We start from the raw sequence: 17072 nt of genomic DNA on the forward strand, positions 1-17072 counted from the left end.
GTGTCCGCCCCCGCCGGGCGTCCGCCGGGCCGGCCGTCGGTCCGATCCGGCTCGGACCGACGGCCGGGCCGGTGGGGGGGCATCGCGTGCGACGCCCCCGCACCGGTGCTCAGGACAGGCCGCGCACGTGCGGGCCGACCACCGAGGACCAGGCGTACCCGGAGTGGGCGTCCCAGTTGGTGGACCAGGTCATCGCCCCACGCAGTTCGGGGTAGAGCCGGGGCGGGGTGAAGGAGCCGCAGTTGGTGCCCCGGGTCAGGCAGTCCAGTGCCCGGTTGACCGTCTCGGGGGAGACGTAGCCGTTGCCGGCGGCGCGCGGCGAGGCCGGGACCCCGAGGCCCACCTGGGAGGCGTCCAGCCCGCTCTCCAACTGGATGCAGGCCAGGGCGGTGAGGAAGTCGACGCTCCCGACCGAGTACACCCGGTTGTCGCAGCCCATCATGCCGCCGCTGTTGTAGTACTGCATGTTGACCACGGTCAGGAAGTCCCGGGTGTTCAGGGCCAGCTTGAAGTACTCGGTACCGGTGTGCTGCATGTCGATGGTCTGCGGAGCCATCGTGTAGACGAGGTCGTCGCCGACCGAGGCGTGGATGTCCCGCATCGCCTGTGTCAGGTACGTGGCGTTGATGCCGTGTTCGAGGTCGATGTCCACCCCGTCGAACCCGTACTCGGCCATCAGGGCGAGGGTGCTGTCGGCGAAGCGGCGGGCCGAGGCGGCGTCGTTGACGATGACGTTGCCCACCTCGCCGCCGACCGAGATGATCACCGAGACGCCCTCCGCCCGCTTGGCGGCGATGTCGTCCTTGAACTCCTGCTCGGAGGAGTAGCCCAGCGAGGGATCGAGGTTGAACTCGATCTCACCGGTGTTGGGGGTGGCGTCGGCGAAGGAGACCGCGATGATGTCGAAGTCCCGGGGCACGTCCCGCAGCTTCTGGATCACCGAGTTGTTGTCGAAGTTGTGCCAGTAACCGGTCACCGCGTGGCGCGGCACACCGGGGCCGTTCCCACCGCCGGGCGCCGGTCGGGTGGTCGCCGAGACCTCGACGGACGGCTCGGACTCCCCGCTCGCGTTCTCCGCCGTCACCCGCATCCGGTAGGTGGTGTCGGGGGAGAGCCCGCCGACGGTGGCGGAGGTGCCGGTCACGCTCTGCCGGCGCTCGCCCTCCACCGCCACGTGGTAGCGCTCCGTTCCCTCGACCGCCTGCCACTCCAGGGTGACGGAGGTGGACGTGGTGGCGGTGACGCTCACCCCGCCGGGTGCGGCGGGTGGCTCGGTCGGCGGGTCCACGGGCGGATCCACCGGCCCGCCCTCGCCCGGGTCGCCGGTCAGCACCAGATCGTCCACCCCGTAGGCGTCGGTGCCGTACCAGCCGTGGGTGAAGACGGTCAGCTCCTCGGTGCCGGGGCCGGTGGTCACCGTCAGGTTCAGTTCCTGCCAGGCGCCCGAGCCGGGCGTCCAGGTGGAGACCTGCTCGGTGCCCGGGCCCACCGCGCCGAGGAAGGCGTAGCCGCCCCGCACCCAACCGCTGAGCCGGTACTCGGAACCGGGCCGCACGCTCACGGTCTGTTCGCACCGGGCGTTGTCCGAACCGGCCGGGGTGGCGGCCAGGGCGCCGCTTCCGCTGCGCACCGGATTCGACACCACGGCACCGGAGCCGGCGCTGCAACTCCACCCGGTGAGGCCGGACTCGAAGCCGGGGTTGACGAGCAGGTTGTCGGACCCGCTCGTCCCGGCGGCCGTCTCGCCGGCCGTCGCGATGCCGGGCAGGCCGGTGAGGATCAGGGCGCCGGCCGCGCCGCCGGTCGCGAGGGCGGCGAGCAGCCGTCCGCGACGGGGGCGTCGTCGGTGGGCGGTTCGGTCGGACTGGTGTGGTGTCACGTCGTGGGTCTCCCTGAACTCTCGTGTGGGGGGCGGGGAAACGGTGCGATGCGGTGCGGTGAGGGTGGTGGGGTGTGCGGACGACCGACCCGGGGCGTGCTGCGGCCCGGGGGAGAAGGACTCGGGGCGCGGGGTGGGGCGTCAGGGGGCCGGGTGGGGCCGCGGGGGTCTCCGACGGAGGGCGTGCCGGTGCCCACGTGTGACGCACCGTGGCCACCGCTCACCGGCACAATGGTCCAGACCAATCACCCTGTCAAGGGCGTGCGCACGACCCCGTTCCGTCGGAACGGATCGCGGATGGGGTGGTAGGAGGACGTTTCGGGCGGGAACGATCCCCCCATAAGGCGGACTTGAGTCACGCTTGAACCCACCTTCGGGCGGCATCCCTCACCCGGATCCCTCCCGGCCGTACCACGGAGAACCCGGGAACGTCGGAGAACACACGCACACACCGTCACCGGTCACCCGGCCGCGCCACTCCCCGGCATGCGCCGCCGACCCACCGAACGGCATCAACCGGTAACCGTCCGACGCTGGTTCACCACCCCGGGAAGTCGTTAAGCTGCCCATCTGGCAGACCCAACCGCAAGCGACGGCCGGCCCGGCCCGGGGGGAGCGGCACATGCCGATGGCGATCGCGGTGACCGGTGCCGATCTGGTGCTCCCGGCCACCGACCAACGAACACCGGGGGCCCATGTCCTCACCCCTCCCGGTGAGCAGGACTTCGAGACCGCGCTGGCCGAGGCCGCCGACCTGGTGGACCGTCACGGCCACTACCTGATCGTCCACTCCCGCACCCTGCCCCGTGCCCACCTGCACCGCCTGCACGCGGTCCGCGCGATGCTGGAGTCCGACCGGATCGCCCTGCTGTCCTGCGACCTGCCGCCGCTGGGAATGGCGGTGTTGGCCCGTCAGCTGCGCCAGCTCTCCGTCTGCGACTTCGGCCCCGGCATCCTGGCCTCCGCCGGTCGCCTCCTCGCCCACTACATCTGGACCGGTGCGCTCCTGGGCACCACCAGGAGTCTCTCCCGGCTGCCCGTCGAACTCCCCGCCGACCGGCCCCGTCCCCGCGGCGGCACCTGCGCGGTACTGGCCGCCCCGCGCCCCGTGGTGGCCCCCGATGGGGAGTTCCCGGAGGGGCCACAGTTCGCCACCTCCCTCACCTACGCCACCGGCAGCCTCGCCAGTGACCGCGTGATCGGTGAACTCGCCCCCACCTGGCGGGTCGGTTCCCTGCACGCCGTCGCCCTACCGGCCGACTCGCCCTCCTGGTGGGGCACCCCCCGGATGGTCGAGTTCGCCGCCGCCATCCCCGACATCGCCCCGCTGTACCAGATGGTCGGCTCCGTCCGCCGGGAGCACTGCCACTGGTGCGGGTTGACCATCATCGGTGACCTGTGTGCCTTCTGTCGGGCACCGGTCCCCGCCCCCGCCGCCGATCGTCACCCCCGGGCCCTGACCGGCCCGACCCGCCGCGCCCTGACCTGACCCGACCGTCCGATCCCGAGCCGTTTCGACCCCGACCGTCCGCCCCCGAGCCCTGCCGGCCCCGACCCGCGACGTCCGGATCCCCCGCCGCTTCCTCCGACCGCCCGGAGGCCGGGATCCCCGCGCCCCGTCCCGATGGAGAACCGACCCCATGAACGCTCGCCGGCGACGCGGTGTCGTCCTGCTGACCTTCTCGGCACTGCTCGCCCTCGCCGCCTTCCTCGCGGTCCTCGCCGTGGTCCGCGACGCCCAGTCCAAGGTCGGCCCCGAGGCCACCGCCTACGAGGTCGCCGAGGAGATCGAGCCCCACCAACCGCTGGATCCCGCCTGGTTCACCGAGGTCAGCCTCCCCGAGCGGTACATACCCGACTCCGCCGTCACCGACCTGTCCGACATCGGGGACATGGTCGCCGTCGGTCCGCTGTCCCCCGGCTCCCTCCTGCAGCGCGACATGATCGCCCCCGTGCCGGAACTCGCCGAGGGCGAGCAGGAGATCGCCGTCCTGATCGACGCCTCCACCGGCGTGGGCGGCAAGATCCGGCCCGGCTCCACCATCAACCTCTACGCCGCCTACACCGTCGAGGACACCGAGGGGGACTCCGACCGCCGGTACGAGATGGTCCGCCTGATGGTCGACAACGCGCGGGTGATCGAGGTCGGCGACCTCACCGACGTGGAGCAGGACCGAGTCCGCACGCAGGCCGTGCCCATCACCTTCGCCCTCGACCACCTCGACGCCCAGCGCGTCACCTTCGCCGAGGCCTTCGCCGAACAGATCCGCCTCGCCCTGGTCGCCCCCGGCGACGAGCGCGAGATCCCCGAGGAGGAGCGCACCTACACGATCATCGGCGACCTGCTGGAAAACCCGCACATTGATCCCCTCCAGTTCTTCCAGGATTGAGCAGGCCCCCGATGACCACGCGCGTTCTCCCCGCCTCCGGTGACCCCGACCTCGCCCGGGCCATGATCACCCTGGTCGGCCAACTGCCCGGGCTGGAGCCCACCCGGGCCGTCCCCGACTCCGTCGCCCTGCTCGACACCCTCGGCGCCCTGGCGGCCGGCAACCCCGTGGACCTGCCCGAGGTCGTCCTGGTCCACGAGTCCATCGGCCCGATGCCGGCCCTGGAACTGGTCCGCGAGGTCGCGATGCGGTTCCCGGCCGTCGGCGTCGTCCTCGCCACCGCCGACCCCACCGCCGGCCTGTACTCCGCCGCCATGGACGCCGGCGCCCGCGGCCTGATCGCCGTGCCGCTCGAGCGCGAGGAACTCGGCGCCCGACTCGCCGCCGCCGCGCAGTGGGCCTCGGGCGTGCGCGGCCACCTCGGCCTGGGCACCGTGCCGGTCGAGACCGGCCCCGCCGGCCGGCTGATCACCGTCTCCGGCGCCAAGGGCGGGGTGGGCGCCACCCTCCTCGCCTGCCAACTCGCCCTCGCCGCACACCAACACGGCCCCACCACCGACTCCACCACGGGAGGCGGCGGACGCGGCGTCGCCCTGGTCGATCTCGACCTGCTCGGCGGCGACATCGGTTCCTACTTCGACGTCCAGTTCCGCCGCTCGGTCGCCGACCTCGCCGGACTCCCGGACATCTCCGCCCAGGTCCTGGCCGAGGCGGTCTTCCCGCACGAGACCGGTCTGTCGCTGCTGATCGCCCCCGCCGAGGGCGAGCGCGGCGAGGAGGTCAGCGAGGACTCCACCCGCCGTCTGCTCAACGCCGTCCGCGCCCGCTACGACACCGTGATCGTGGACTGCGGGTCCCACACCAGCCCCGCCGGCGCCACCGCCGTCGAGGTCGCCGAGACCGCCCTGCTGGTGACCACCCCCGACGTGATCGCGGTGCGGGCGGTCAACCGCACCGTGCGGATGTGGGACCGACTGCACATCCGCAAGCCGCGCGAGCTGCTCACCGTGGTCAACCGCCACGGCCGCACCGGGCCCGTGCAGCCGCAGCTGATCTCCCGCATCACCGGCACCCCGGTGGCGAACTCCGTCATCCCGGCCGGCTTCCGGGAGTTGCAGGACGCCCAGGATTCCGGCCGCATCCAGGACCTCGACCCGCGCGGGGGCGTGCGCCGCGCCATGTGGGCCCTCGCGGCGGAGATCGGCCTGGCCGACGCCGACGCGGTGGCGCCCGCCGGACGCAGGAAGGGGAAACGCCTGTGAGGACCCCCATCGCGCCGGGGCGCGGCACGCTCCCGGACCACCCGCCGTCCCCCTCGCCCGGACACGTCCCCGCGGTCGGGTCCGCCGTGTCCGCCGCCGACGTGGGGGAGGGCGCCGGGGAGGGCGGGGAGCGGGGCGCCACGTCCCGGGACCGGGGAGCGGTCATGGTCGAGTTCGCCGGCCTCTTCCCCCTCGTGCTCCTGATGATCGCCGTCATCTGGCAGGCCGTACTCATCGGCCACGCCTTCTCCCTCGCCGGCAACGCCGCCGATGAGGGCGCCCGGGCCGGCGCCGCCGCCCGCTCCGGGGCCGAGACGGCGTGCAACGAGGCGGCCCGGGCCAACCTGCCCGGCTCCTGGCAGGCCACCATCTCCTGTCCCTCCTCGGGTCTGGTGCGCACCGCCGAGGTCCGGCTCCGGGTGCCGATGATGTTCCCCGGTGCGATCAACCTGCCGATCGAGGTCACCGGCCGGGCCGGTGCCGCCGAGGAGGGCTGAGCCGTGACCCCCGCGCCCGCCCAGCGCCCGGGCACCCCCGGGCCGGCCGAGCCCCCCGGGCCGACCGCCCCCGGGAACCGACCCCGATGCGCCGGCCCACCCGGCGGCCCACACGCCCGGCGCGACCGTCAGCGCGGCGTCACCGCCGTGGAGTTCGCCGGCTGGCTGCCGATCCTGCTGATCGTCGCGTTCGCCGGCATCCAGCTCGGCGTCGCCGGCTTCGCCGTGCAACAGGCGGGGTCCGCCGCCCGCGCCGCCGCCCGGGTCGCCTCCCAGGAGGAGGTCGGCCACCGCTGGGCCGAGGCCGGCCGGGCCGCCACCAGCGACTGGCTGTCGGTCTCCCTGAGCATGGGAGAGGCGTGCGGGGACGTGGCCACGGTGACCGCGAGCGTCGAGGTGCCCTCCGTGATGCCGTTCCTGCCGAGCCCGGGTACCGCCCGACGGACCGTCACCATGCCCTGCGACTAGCCCCGCCCGCCCCATCGGCGAGGGGAAAGCCCCTCGCCGGCACCAGGAACCACCGGGAGACACACCATGGGCCTCAGGTCCCGCCTCGCCGGCCGGGAGGAGACCACCACCGACGGTCACGGGGACGGTCGGCTGGTCGCCGACTACCGCGCCAAACTCCTCCGGGAGATCGACCTCGCCGAGATGTCCTCCCTGGGCACCGTCGAACGCCGGGATCGCCTCGAGCGCGTCCTCGGCCACATCCTCAGCCGGGAGGGCCCCGTTCTCTCCCCGCAGCAGCGCGGTCTGCTCATCCGACGGGTGGTGGACGAGGCCCTGGGCCTGGGCATCCTCGAACCCCTCCTGGAGGACGCCTCCGTCACCGAGATCATGGTCAACGGCCCCGACCAGATCTTCGTCGAACGCGCCGGCCGCGTGGAACGCCTGCCGCTGCGCTTCGCCTCCGACGAACAGCTCATGCAGACCATCGAGCGCATCGTCTCCACCGTCAACCGACGCGTGGACGAGGCCAACCCCATGGTCGACGCCCGCCTGCCCACCGGCGAACGCGTCAACGTCATCATTCCGCCGCTCTCCCTGACCGGCGCCACCCTCACCATCCGCCGCTTTCCCCGCGCCTACACCCTGCGCGAACTCGTCGACTTCGGCACCCTGGACGAGCCGATCCTGCTGCTGCTCGCCGCCCTGGTCCGCGCCAAACTCAACGTCATCGTCTCCGGCGGTACCGGTTCCGGGAAGACCACCCTGCTCAACGCCCTCTCCGGCCTCATCCCCGAGGGCGAACGCATCGTCACCGTCGAGGACGCGGCCGAACTCCAACTCCAGCAGAGCCACGTCATCCGCCTGGAGTCCCGGCCCCCCAACGTCGAGGGACGCGGCGAGATCACCATCCGCGACCTGGTGCGCAACTCGCTGCGGATGCGCCCCGACCGCATCATCGTCGGCGAGGTCCGCGGTGGGGAAACCCTCGACATGCTCCAGGCCATGTCCACCGGCCACGACGGTTCACTCGCCACCGTCCACGCCAACAGCGCCGACGACGCCCTCATGCGCCTGCAGACACTCGCCTCCATGTCGGAGCTGCAGGTGCCCTTCGAGGCCCTGCGCGACCAGATCAACAGCGCCGTGGACGTCATCGTCCAACTCGTCCGCAACCCCGACGGCACCCGCCGCGTCGCCGAGGTCGTCGCCCTCACCAGCCGGGGACGCCAACCGTTCCGCGTCGCGGACCTGGCCCGCTTCGACACCGAGCCGATGACCGCCGACAGCCGCGTCCACGGAGCCTTCCGGCACCACCCGGTCCCCCGCGGCCTCGCCGACCGCCTGCACCGGGCCGGGGAGCGCATCCCGCCCGTCTTCGGGGTCCACCTCGACGACGACCACCTCACCACCAGGGAAGCCCGCTGACATGGCCCACATCCCACCGGCGGCACCCCTCCCGCACCTGGCGGTCGCGCTCCCGGACCGGCTGCCGCAGCTCGCCCTCGGCCTCACCCTGCTGGCCCTCGTCGTCGCCGTCGCGGGCGTCCAGATGTGGGCCGCCGGGCGGGCCCGCCGCAAAGCCCTGGTGCGCCGCCTCGCCGGCCCCTCCCCGGAGCCCGGTGACGCGGTCCCGCTGTCCGCCCTCGTCGGGCGGACCCCGCACGGCCGCCGGCGCCGCTTCCCCACGCTGGAGCGTCGGCTGCACGACACCCGCCTCGGCCGCACCCTCCGCCTGCGACTGGCCGCCGGCGGCCTGGACATCGGCCCCGCCGAGTACCTGGTGTACGCGCTCGCAGCCGTGGTCGCCCTGTGGCTGATCGGCGGCGCGCTCCTGTCACCGTTCTTCGGCCCGATCTTCGCCCTGATCGGCCTCTGGGCCGTCAACTCCTTCCTGGAGTGGCAGCGCACCCGCCGCAACGAGCGCTTCATCGCCCAACTCCCGGAACTCTCCCGCCTCATCGCCAACGGCACCGCCGCCGGACTGGCACTGCGCACCGCCCTGTCCATGGCCGCCGAGGAGATGGAGGACCCGGCCGGTGCCGAACTCGCCGTCGTCGCCAACCAACTCGCCATGGGTCGCCCCCTGGAGGAGGCCCTGGGTGAACTCGGTGAGCGGCTGCCCTCCCGCGAACTGAACGTCCTGCTCACCACTCTGACCCTCGCCAACCGGGCCGGCGGCGCCATCGTCGACTCCCTGCGCAACCTCACCCAAACCCTGGAGGAGCGCAAGGAGACCCGACGCGAGGTCCGCACCATGCTGGCGGAGGTCAACGCCACCGCCGTCACCGTGCCCACCATCGGGCTGGGCGCGCTGCTGCTGATCAACACGATGGCCGATGGCGCCATGGACCGCATCACCGAGAGCGGTGTCGGCCGAATCGTCCTGCTCATCGCGCTGGGGCTCTACCTGCTCGGCTTCGTCGTGATCCGCCGGCTGGGGCGCATCGACATCTGAGCCCCGGGCTCGTTCCTCCCCCGACCCGATCGACCCGCCCACCGATCGACCCGCCCCGACCATCGCCCCCGACCGAACGCCGGAGCCCGCCGTGACCGACCTCGCCCCGCTGCTGCCACTCCTGCTCGGCCTGGTCGCGGCCGCCGCCGTACTCGGCCTCGTCGCCGGCATCCGTGCCCTGCGCGCCGGCACCCCACTGCCCCCCGACCTCGTCCTCGCACTGGAGATCGGCTCGAGCCGGGTGTCCGCCGGCGGCTCCGCCGTCGACCGCCTCGGTATGCGGATGTCCCCCCTGCTGTTGCGCCTGATGGGCCCCGCCGCCGTCGAACGCAAGCGACGCCGCATCGACCAGGCCGGCAACCCCGGCGGGTTGACCCTCGATCGCTACGCCGCCCGTCGTGCCGTGTACGGCCTCTTCGGTCTGCTCCTGGCGCCGATCTTCCTCGCCGCCGGACAGCCCTTGTTCGCCGTCCTCGGCCTGGCCTTCGGTCTCCTCGCCGCCGACGCCCTGATCTGGCAGGGCGCCCGGGCCCGCAAGGAGGCGATCGAACGAACCCTCCCCGACTTCCTGGACGTCCTCGCGGTGGTCGTCTCCGCCGGCCTCGGCTTCCGACAGGCCCTCGAACGCGTCTCCTCCCGTTACACCGGCCCGTGGGCCGACGAGATCCGCATCACCCTGCGCCAGATGGACATGGGGGTCTCCCGCCGCCAGGCCTTCGACGAACTGCGGCGGCGCAACGACTCCGAACCCGTCAACCAGTTCGTCTCCGCGCTCCAGCAGGGAGAGGAACTCGGCTCGCCGATCGCCGACACCCTGGTCCAGATCGCCGCCGACATGCGGCGCACCGACGCCCAGAACGCCCGCCGCCGCGCCGCCCGGGCCATTCCCAAGGCGACCATGGCCACCCTGGTCTTCATGGTCCCGGCGACCATGATCATCATCATCGCCGGGATGATCCTCGGCTCAGGGACCGACTTCTTCGCCATCCTCGGCGAGGACTGAGCCGACCCCGGTCGGGGCGGTGTTCGCGGAAACGGGGTTCTCCGGGAGACGTGCGGGTCGCCCCACCGGGTCGGGCGACCCCCGGGTGGCATCACATCGGCGTCTGCTCCCCACCCGGGGCGGGCGGCCCCTGTGCGTCCCCCTCCAACGACGCCTCGTACTCACGGTCCAGCGCGGAGAACTCCTCGATCACCATGTCGGCGATCTCCTTGAGTCCCGACAACTGGTCGTCGATCCGCTGCCGACCGTCCCGCCAGTTCGAGACGAAATCCTCCAGCGCCTTGCGCACCGAGGAGTCACCGATGTCGTCCTCGTAGTTCTCCATGGTTCGGCCGGTGGCGTTCATGCGGGTGCGCACGGACTCCAACTCCCCGCCGAACTCCTCCAGCATCTCGTAGGGAACCTTCAGGTCGTTGTCGCTCACCTCGAAAACACCCCCTCGGCCCCGCGGGGCCGCGCTCGTCGAACGGAAAGGACCAACGGACGAAAGATCGAATCGGACGGGTGGAGAGGGAGGGCAGAGGAAAGGGGAACGCGTGACCTCCGGCGGGGTGCGCCGCCGGAGGACGACACCGGCGGCGCCGGGGAACCGGCCACTCAGACGAACCGGAAGGTCGAGGCCACCGCGTCGAACACGTCGAGGAAGGAATCGGCCAACTCCAGGGTATGGCTGCTCCCCGCCACCAGGGCCACCCGGTTCGCGCTGCCCGGCACGGGGATGAAGGTCTGCGACAACACCACCCGCATCGGACGAGGATCCTGACGGAACCTGATGTCCTCCACGCCCTCGGTGCGCGCCACGATTCCCACCTCCGGGATCTCCACCGTGGACACCCGGCGCCACGGGTCGCCCTCCCGACGGGCGGTGACCTCCTTCAACTGCCCCGCGATCGCGCGCGGATCCGTGGACAACGCGGCCCCGGTGGAGGTGCGCGCGTCGAGCAGGGAAACCGTCATCGAAGCCGTCACCGGCACCTCGCCGCCGAAGGTGTCCGCCATGCAACCGATCCAGGCCGCCCCCGAGTCCCTGGCCTCCTTCGCCTGCCGACGCAGGAACGAGGCGATGGTCTCGGCATGCTCGGCCAGCCGAGGGTTGGCCCGCACCCGCTCCCGCACCAGACGCCGGATCCCCTCCTCCCGGGTCTCCGGCCGGATGTCGAACTCCCACCAGGTGTCCGGCACCTTGATGTGGAAGCCCTCCCGCTCCACCGCGACGGTGTCCACCCACTTGCCGCCCGAGTCGCCGACCATGACTTCCCTCCCCGCGGGCGTCCCCCGCACCGAACCCTCCACGGGGCTCCGACGGCGTCACCGCCGGAACGGTTGTACGCGCCCCGTTTCCACTCCGTCACCGTACCCGGGGGTGACCAACAGGCCAACGCCCGGTCCCGTTCCGGTACCGACCTTCGGCCATCCACTGCCCAAGTGGGGCAAGGTGTGGCACAGTCAGTTGCGATGAGTTCACTGGGTGGTTCGGGGGGAGGGACGGCATGGAACACGACTCGTCCCCCGCACCCGGGAACACCGTGAACGAGGACCGCGGCCACCTCGGCCGCCACGACCGGGGCACCGCACCCCGGATGGCGCCACCGACCGACGGCTCTCCCGCGCCCGGGAGAAACCCGTCGGCACGGGGTAGGGAATCGACAGCCGCGCAGGGGGCGGCTGGAAGAGAGGTTCACCATGACCAGAGTGCTGTTGGAGTGGAGACACCGCGTCGCCGGTCGGCTGGGGTCCGCCTCCCCGGACCGCGGCGCCGGCTTCGTCGAGTACGCCGGCCTACTCCTCCTCATAGCCGCGGTTGTGGTGACGGTGTTCGGCTTGGGCTTGGATACCCAAATCGCCAATGCGGTGCAGCGAGCGGTCAACTCCGTCCTCAACCTCTGACAGGAAAGCCCGGGCGATATTCGGTCTTCGACCGTGGTGCGGCTTTTCCGCTGTACATCTGGTTGATCAGTACCGGGCTCTTCGCCATGTTGGCTTTCTTCGTTTTCGCCCAGGCGGCGGCTTTGCGTGGCTCGGGTCAGTCGGCTGCGGACGCCGCCGCTCTGGCGGCCGTACGCGAGGCACGGGATAACCTCTACGAGGAATTCCTGGCCGCAGCGGGTGAGGATGGGGTCGACCTGGCAGAGATCATCGCCGGAGATTCCTTTGCCGTGGGTTCGGCCTGCGGGGAGGCGCAAAGACTGGCGGCCCGGAACGGTGCCACCTTGGCCGAATGCTCCCCCCTTTCCGGTCGTCTTGGCTATACGGTGTTCGTTGAAACCGGCAGCGAAGTGAATCAAACGGTTATTCCTGGCGTGGGTGGACAGAGGGCTCGTGCCGAAGCCACGGCGGTTATGGAGTCACTTTGCGATATCCGGGAGGGGGAAGCCGATGATGATTTTCCCGAGCTCTCCTGTGATGGTGAATCCTGGTGGCTCGACCCCGATGAGGAAGTCACGGGGATTGAACCCCGGGATCTCTTCGGGATTCGCTTGGAAGACTAGTCATGCGCACCTGTTTGCAAAGGGACCGGGACGATGAATCTCCGTGAGGGTAAAACGCGCCTCATTCTGGCTGCGGTGCTTTTGGGATTGGCCTTGATCGTCATCATGGTCAGTTGTGGGGGAGATAACGGCGACTCCAATTCCGATGCGGGAGCGGGGCAGTCGGATGATTCCAGCTCTCCTGGTGAGTCCGGCGGTGATTCAGAAGGAGAGGGAGGGGCTCCGGAGGGTTCATCTTTCATCGCCAGCGTCACCGGAGAGGGCGGTATCACGCTCAACTTCACGCGCGCCGAGCGAGAGGAGGGTGGATTCCTGACCGTGGAGGGAACGATCCAGAATTCAACTTCCGATACGTGGGTTGACCTTGCCTGGCGCGGGGCGGAGCGAGAGCTTTCGGCGAATGGCTTCTCCATGGCCGGCGCCACCCTCACGGCCAAGTCGGAGGGCAAGCGTTATCTGATTCTTCGGGACACCACGGGGCGCTGCCTGTGTACTGGTTTCGGCAATGGAGTGAGTCCGGGCGAAACGGTGGAGTGGTTCGCTCAGTTCCCTGCCCCCGATGCCGCAACGAATGAGGTCGACTTCCAGATCGGTCGCATGCCGACCGTTACCATCGAGATTCGCTAGGAGTGACACCATGCGAGACATGCGTGCAAAAACTCCGGGGCGGGTGGTCGCCGTGGTCGCGGTCACGGTGGTCGCCCTGGGGATCGGGGCGCCCGCCTTCGCGGACGAGAACGGGGAGTACGAGCAGCCTCCCGGTTACGAAGCCCCCGCGCCGCCGCAGATCGACGCCAATGCCCCCGGCTTGATGTTGGGGGACGGGGCGACCCTCGCGGACCCCAGGGTGTTGGACATCAAGTTCGTGATCGAGGACACGGGTACGCCGCCCGCCCCCACTCCCGAACCGGAGAGCCCGGCTCCTCCCGCCGATGACGAGGAAGAGGGCGGGGCCGAGGAGGAAGAGCCACCCGCACGGGAGGAAACCCCGGAAACGGATGAGGGGACGGAGGTCGACAGCGTGGGTGAGACCCGGGAGGAACGCACGGGCAACCAACGCAAGTTCACTCTTCAGACCGACGTGATCTTCGACAAGAACAGCGACGTTGTCAGCGACGACGCGAGAGCGGCTCTCGAGGTGGTCGCAGAGGCGATCGCCGAGCATTCGCCCCGCGAGGTGAACGTTTTCGGTTTCACCGACAACCTGGGCTCCTACGATCACGGCGTGACGCTCTCCAACAACCGTGCTCGCAACACCCAACAGGTTCTGGTGGAACTGCTGGACGACCCGTCCGGGATCAACTTCAACGTCCGCGGTTACAGCGAGGATTACCCGCTTTACGACAACAGTACCGATGAGGGACGGCAGAAGAATCGGCGGGTGGAAATCTCCTGGCCCAGTTCCTGAACCGACCGATTCGGCCGAAGTCCTCTCCTCGCTCCCGACATCCCGGTTATCGCCGGGCCCCTCGGCCGGCCCGGTCGCCGGAGCGTTTCCGGCGTTTCGTCGTGGCGGGCCGGCCCGGGAGAAGCGCGACCCGACCGTGGGCGGGAACCGCGCGTACCGGCCGGGGCCCGGTCGAGCCCCGCCGGGCCCTCTCCGGCAGCCGGGGCCATTCCGACGACGCCCGGCGCCCCGATGGCTCGTGACCCGGCCCCGGGACGTGCCGAACCCGGGTGGGGACGAGCGTTGTGGCTCACCGTGACGATCTCCGTTCGTCGCCCGGATACCCGGATCGTCGCACGGGACCGCCGCGTCGACGGGGTCGGTGCGATATCGGTATCGACTTCGTCGATGGACCGCTCCGACGCGGTCCCCGGAGCGGTCCATCGATGGAGGGTGGGGGATGGCCCGTGCGACGGGTCACCCGGGAGGGGGCGGGATGTCCGGAAGTGGTCTCGGGGCGTGCCGATCGCCGAACGGCACCGGAGGGACGTGCGGTCGGTCACACCGGGTCGTCACCCCACATGACCAGCACGTCACGCTCAATTGATGTCGCACGACAACTGTCTGCGAGAGTGGGGACATTCGTGGCGGAACGGACGTTGGCGGGGTGTGTCGCGGCCCTCCCCGCGGCGCCGTCGGTGCGGTATCGTGCAGGTACCACGCACGGCCGGCGTCGTCACTCCCACCCCGACGAACGCCGGCGGGGCGGCCTCGTGAGCCAACCCCCCCGGCTCCGACCCCGCCCCATCCGTCGGGCCGGTCTGCCCTCTCCCCCCACTCGGGCAGGCCGGCCCGCCATCCTTTCCCCGCTCCGTGACATCACGGAAAGTCACCATTTGGTGATGGCCTCCGGTGGTGTCGTCCGTGCGTCCTTTCCCGACCCCGTACCTCGCGGACCCGGTGGAACGGCCCCGCCCGCCCCGTGATCGGCGCCCGTCCCGGCCCGGCCGGCACCGGCGCCGTTACGCTCGGGCCGTGCATCCCGTGCTGTTCGTGACCGCCGCCCTGTTCGGGGCCGTGACCGGTGCCCTGACACCGCGCGCGGTCCACCGACTCTCGGTGCCCCCGGGGGAGTCGTGGCGGTCCACGGCTCCCGATGGCGAGCCGCTTCCCGCCGGCCCGCGCGGATGGATCGGGACCCGCCCCGGGGCCGGCCCGGCGCGTCCCGCTCTGGTGGGTGCGGTGTGCGCGGCTCTGTTGGCCGCGGCCTGCGGTCCGGTACCCGAGACGGTGGTCTGGTTGCTCCTGCTGCCCGGCGCGATGGTCCTGGCGGCGGTGGACATCGCGGTGCTCCGCCTTCCGGACGTCCTCACCCTGCCCCTAGCGGCGCTCGCCGTGGTCGGTACCGGGATCGCGGCGCTGCTGCCGGGCGCGCAGGGATCCTGGCTCCGGGCGGTGGTGGCGGCGGCGGTGCTGGCCGCCGTGTTCTTCGTCATGGCGCTGATCAGTCCCGCCGGTATGGGGCTGGGAGACGTGAAGTTGGCTCCCGCGCTCGGCGCGGCGTTGGGATGGTACGGCTGGGACGTCCTGCTGACCGGTGTGTTCGCCGGCTTCCTGCTCGCGGCCTGCTACGCCCTCTTCCTGGTGGCGGCGAAGGGAGCGGGTCGGCGCACGGAGTTCTGCATGGGGCCGTTCCTGGCGCTGGGTGCGTTGGTCGGGGTGGTGATCGGAGGGCTCGCGGTCTGAGCGGTGTCCCGGCGGACCCACCAGTATCTGTGAGCCCGTCCGTCCCGTCCGTCTCCCGCCCTTCCCGCCCGGGGGCGTCCGGAGCATTCGGAACGTCCACCGCACCGGTCCCCTTCATCTCCATGGATCAGGGCTTCCCGGGCGGGCGGGGCCGGCAAGCGAAGAACGCGCGAAGCGACCGGGAACACGTGGCGAAGGGTCCGTGTCGCTTCCACGGTCGCCCGCCGGGGATGGGTTACCGTGGAACTCCCCCCCTCGGGCCGGTCCGTATCCCCCCCACGGACCGGCCCGTTTTCTTGTGCCCTCCTCCCGGTGGTCCGTCGGCGAGGGGCCCGGCCGGCGGTCTCCGGGGCGGGTTCGGCTCCCTCCGCCGGGTGTACTCTGGCGCCTGGCACGGCACGGAGGGGCTGGACGGACGCGATGAAGAGCACGCTGCGCCGCTGGGCGGTCAGGTTGTATGCCCGGCGAGTCGGCGGGCGGTTGGACACCGATCGGGTGCCCAAGCACATCGGGGTCATCCTGGACGGCAACCGCCGCTGGGCCCGCGAGTCCGGGGGTACCGCGAGCCAGGGCCACCGGGCGGGGGCGGCGAAGATCCGCGAATTGCTCGGCTGGTGCGCCGAGACCGAGGTCGAGGTCGTCACCCTCTGGCTGCTCTCCACGGACAACCTCAGTCGTCCCAAGGAGGAGCTCGTCCCCCTGCTGACCATCGTCGAGGGCGCGGTGCGCGACCTCGCCGAGGACGGACGCTGGCGGGTGCACCACGTCGGGGCCACGGAGGTGCTTCCCGAGCGCACCCGGAAGGTTCTGCGGGAGGCCCAGGAGGCCACCGCCGGTCGCTCCGGCATAGTGGTCAACGTAGCCGTCGGCTACGGTGGTCGGCAGGAGATCACCGACGCCGTGCGATCGCTGCTCGCCAAGCGGGCGGCCGAGGGGGAGAGCCTGGAGCGGGTCGCCGAGACGCTCGGTGTCGAGGACATCTCCGAGCACCTCTACACCCGTGGCCAGCCCGACCCCGACCTGGTGATCCGCACCAGCGGTGAGCAGCGGCTCTCGGGCTTCATGCTCTGGCAGAGCGCCCACTCCGAGTACTACTTCTGCGAGGTCCACTGGCCGGCCTTCCGGAAGGTGGACTTCCTGCGGGCGCTGCGGGACTACTCCGCCCGCCACCGACGCTACGGGCAGTGAGACGGGGCGCGCGGTGTGACCCCGCGGCGCCTTCCACTCCGCGGGGCGCTCCCGGGCCTCGTCCCGCGCCTTCCGTGCCCCGTTCCCGCACCGGAGCCCGCGCCTGACCGGAGCCCGCGCTCCCGGGGCCCGCGCCCCCGACCGGGACCCGCTCCGGTCCGCCCGGTGACGGGCCCGCCGGCACCGGTCCACCGATCGTCCGGGCCGGCCGGTGTCGCTCCCCGGCCCCCTTCCCGTCGACTCCCTGCCGCTCCGAATTCCCGCACCCGTTCGAGGCCGGGAGCGCTGCCCGCGCATGACCGTCGGATCCGGGGGGCATGTTGTGG

At 71.5% G+C, this 17072-nt stretch carries 17 protein-coding genes; 14 read left to right on the forward strand and 3 right to left on the reverse strand.

Translation table 11 applies throughout. From position 1 onward, the window contains the following. Positions 1 to 109 precede the first annotated feature (109 nt). On the reverse strand, positions 110 to 1879 hold the full coding sequence (locus LZF96_RS18615) for a chitinase (protein WP_233873779.1): 1770 nt from the start codon (positions 1877 to 1879) through the stop codon (positions 110 to 112). Between the two features lie 622 nt (positions 1880 to 2501). Here LZF96_RS18615 and LZF96_RS18620 point away from each other — a divergent pair. The 8 genes from LZF96_RS18620 (at position 2502) to LZF96_RS18655 (ending at position 9936) form a co-directional block, all read left to right on the forward strand. Beyond that, positions 2502 to 3368 (forward strand): hypothetical protein, encoded by an 867-nt coding sequence (locus LZF96_RS18620; RefSeq protein ID WP_233873782.1) that lies wholly within the window; start codon positions 2502 to 2504, stop codon positions 3366 to 3368. A 151-nt stretch (positions 3369 to 3519) separates the two neighbouring features. Next, complete coding sequence (cpaB, locus tag LZF96_RS18625; protein WP_233873785.1) at positions 3520 to 4269, forward strand: Flp pilus assembly protein CpaB; 750 nt, start codon at positions 3520 to 3522, stop codon at positions 4267 to 4269. An 11-nt stretch (positions 4270 to 4280) separates the two neighbouring features. Next, entirely contained in the window at positions 4281 to 5531 is a 1251-nt protein-coding gene (locus tag LZF96_RS18630; RefSeq protein WP_233873788.1) for a P-loop NTPase, read from the forward strand. Beyond that, positions 5528 to 6028, forward strand: a complete 501-nt coding sequence (locus LZF96_RS27100) for a TadE/TadG family type IV pilus assembly protein (RefSeq protein ID WP_233873791.1) — start codon at positions 5528 to 5530, stop codon at positions 6026 to 6028. The genes LZF96_RS18630 and LZF96_RS27100 overlap by 4 nt, the downstream gene beginning before the upstream one ends. Before the next feature lie 3 nt (positions 6029 to 6031). After that, positions 6032 to 6496 carry a TadE family protein gene (locus tag LZF96_RS18640; protein ID WP_233873794.1) on the forward strand — a complete coding sequence of 155 codons (465 nt, stop codon included), beginning with the start codon at positions 6032 to 6034 and terminating at the stop codon, positions 6494 to 6496. A 66-nt stretch (positions 6497 to 6562) separates the two neighbouring features. Then, positions 6563 to 7903 carry a CpaF family protein gene (locus tag LZF96_RS18645; RefSeq protein WP_233873797.1) on the forward strand — a complete coding sequence of 447 codons (1341 nt, stop codon included), beginning with the start codon at positions 6563 to 6565 and terminating at the stop codon, positions 7901 to 7903. Position 7904: 1 nt separating this feature from the next. Further along, entirely contained in the window at positions 7905 to 8933 is a 1029-nt protein-coding gene (locus tag LZF96_RS18650) for a type II secretion system F family protein (RefSeq protein ID WP_233873800.1), read from the forward strand. A gap of 109 nt (positions 8934 to 9042) precedes the next feature. Then, positions 9043 to 9936 (forward strand): DUF5936 domain-containing protein, encoded by an 894-nt coding sequence (locus LZF96_RS18655; RefSeq protein WP_233873937.1) that lies wholly within the window; start codon positions 9043 to 9045, stop codon positions 9934 to 9936. Between the two features lie 91 nt (positions 9937 to 10027). Here the strand turns inward: LZF96_RS18655 and LZF96_RS18660 are convergent, their stop codons facing one another. Then, positions 10028 to 10360 (reverse strand): hypothetical protein, encoded by a 333-nt coding sequence (locus LZF96_RS18660; RefSeq protein ID WP_233873803.1) that lies wholly within the window; start codon positions 10358 to 10360, stop codon positions 10028 to 10030. Between the two features lie 173 nt (positions 10361 to 10533). After that, positions 10534 to 11187, reverse strand: a complete 654-nt coding sequence (locus LZF96_RS18665) for a hypothetical protein (RefSeq protein WP_233873806.1) — start codon at positions 11185 to 11187, stop codon at positions 10534 to 10536. A 432-nt stretch (positions 11188 to 11619) separates the two neighbouring features. Here LZF96_RS18665 and LZF96_RS18670 point away from each other — a divergent pair, with 432 nt between their 5' ends. From LZF96_RS18670 to LZF96_RS18695, 6 genes are all read left to right on the forward strand, one after another. Further along, complete coding sequence (locus LZF96_RS18670) at positions 11620 to 11823, forward strand: hypothetical protein (RefSeq protein ID WP_233873809.1); 204 nt, start codon at positions 11620 to 11622, stop codon at positions 11821 to 11823. Positions 11824 to 11885: 62 nt separating this feature from the next. Then, positions 11886 to 12425, forward strand: coding sequence for a hypothetical protein (locus LZF96_RS18675; protein ID WP_233873812.1), 540 nt, complete (start codon positions 11886 to 11888; stop codon positions 12423 to 12425). A gap of 33 nt (positions 12426 to 12458) precedes the next feature. Further along, a complete protein-coding gene (locus tag LZF96_RS18680) occupies positions 12459 to 13052 on the forward strand; it encodes a hypothetical protein (protein WP_233873815.1) in 594 nt (197 codons plus the stop codon). A gap of 19 nt (positions 13053 to 13071) precedes the next feature. Further along, the gene (locus tag LZF96_RS18685) at positions 13072 to 13833 is read left to right on the forward strand and encodes an OmpA family protein (RefSeq protein WP_233873818.1); all 762 of its coding nucleotides are present in this window, start codon (positions 13072 to 13074) and stop codon (positions 13831 to 13833) included. 1014 nt (positions 13834 to 14847) lie between these two features. Then, positions 14848 to 15558 carry an A24 family peptidase gene (locus LZF96_RS18690; protein ID WP_233873821.1) on the forward strand — a complete coding sequence of 237 codons (711 nt, stop codon included), beginning with the start codon at positions 14848 to 14850 and terminating at the stop codon, positions 15556 to 15558. Between the two features lie 420 nt (positions 15559 to 15978). After that, a complete protein-coding gene (locus LZF96_RS18695) occupies positions 15979 to 16746 on the forward strand; it encodes an isoprenyl transferase (protein ID WP_233873824.1) in 768 nt (255 codons plus the stop codon). Positions 16747 to 17072 lie beyond the last annotated feature (326 nt).

Source organism: Streptomyces sp. ST2-7A (assembly GCF_021390475.1).
Classification (GTDB): Bacteria; Actinomycetota; Actinomycetes; order Streptomycetales; family Streptomycetaceae; genus Streptomyces.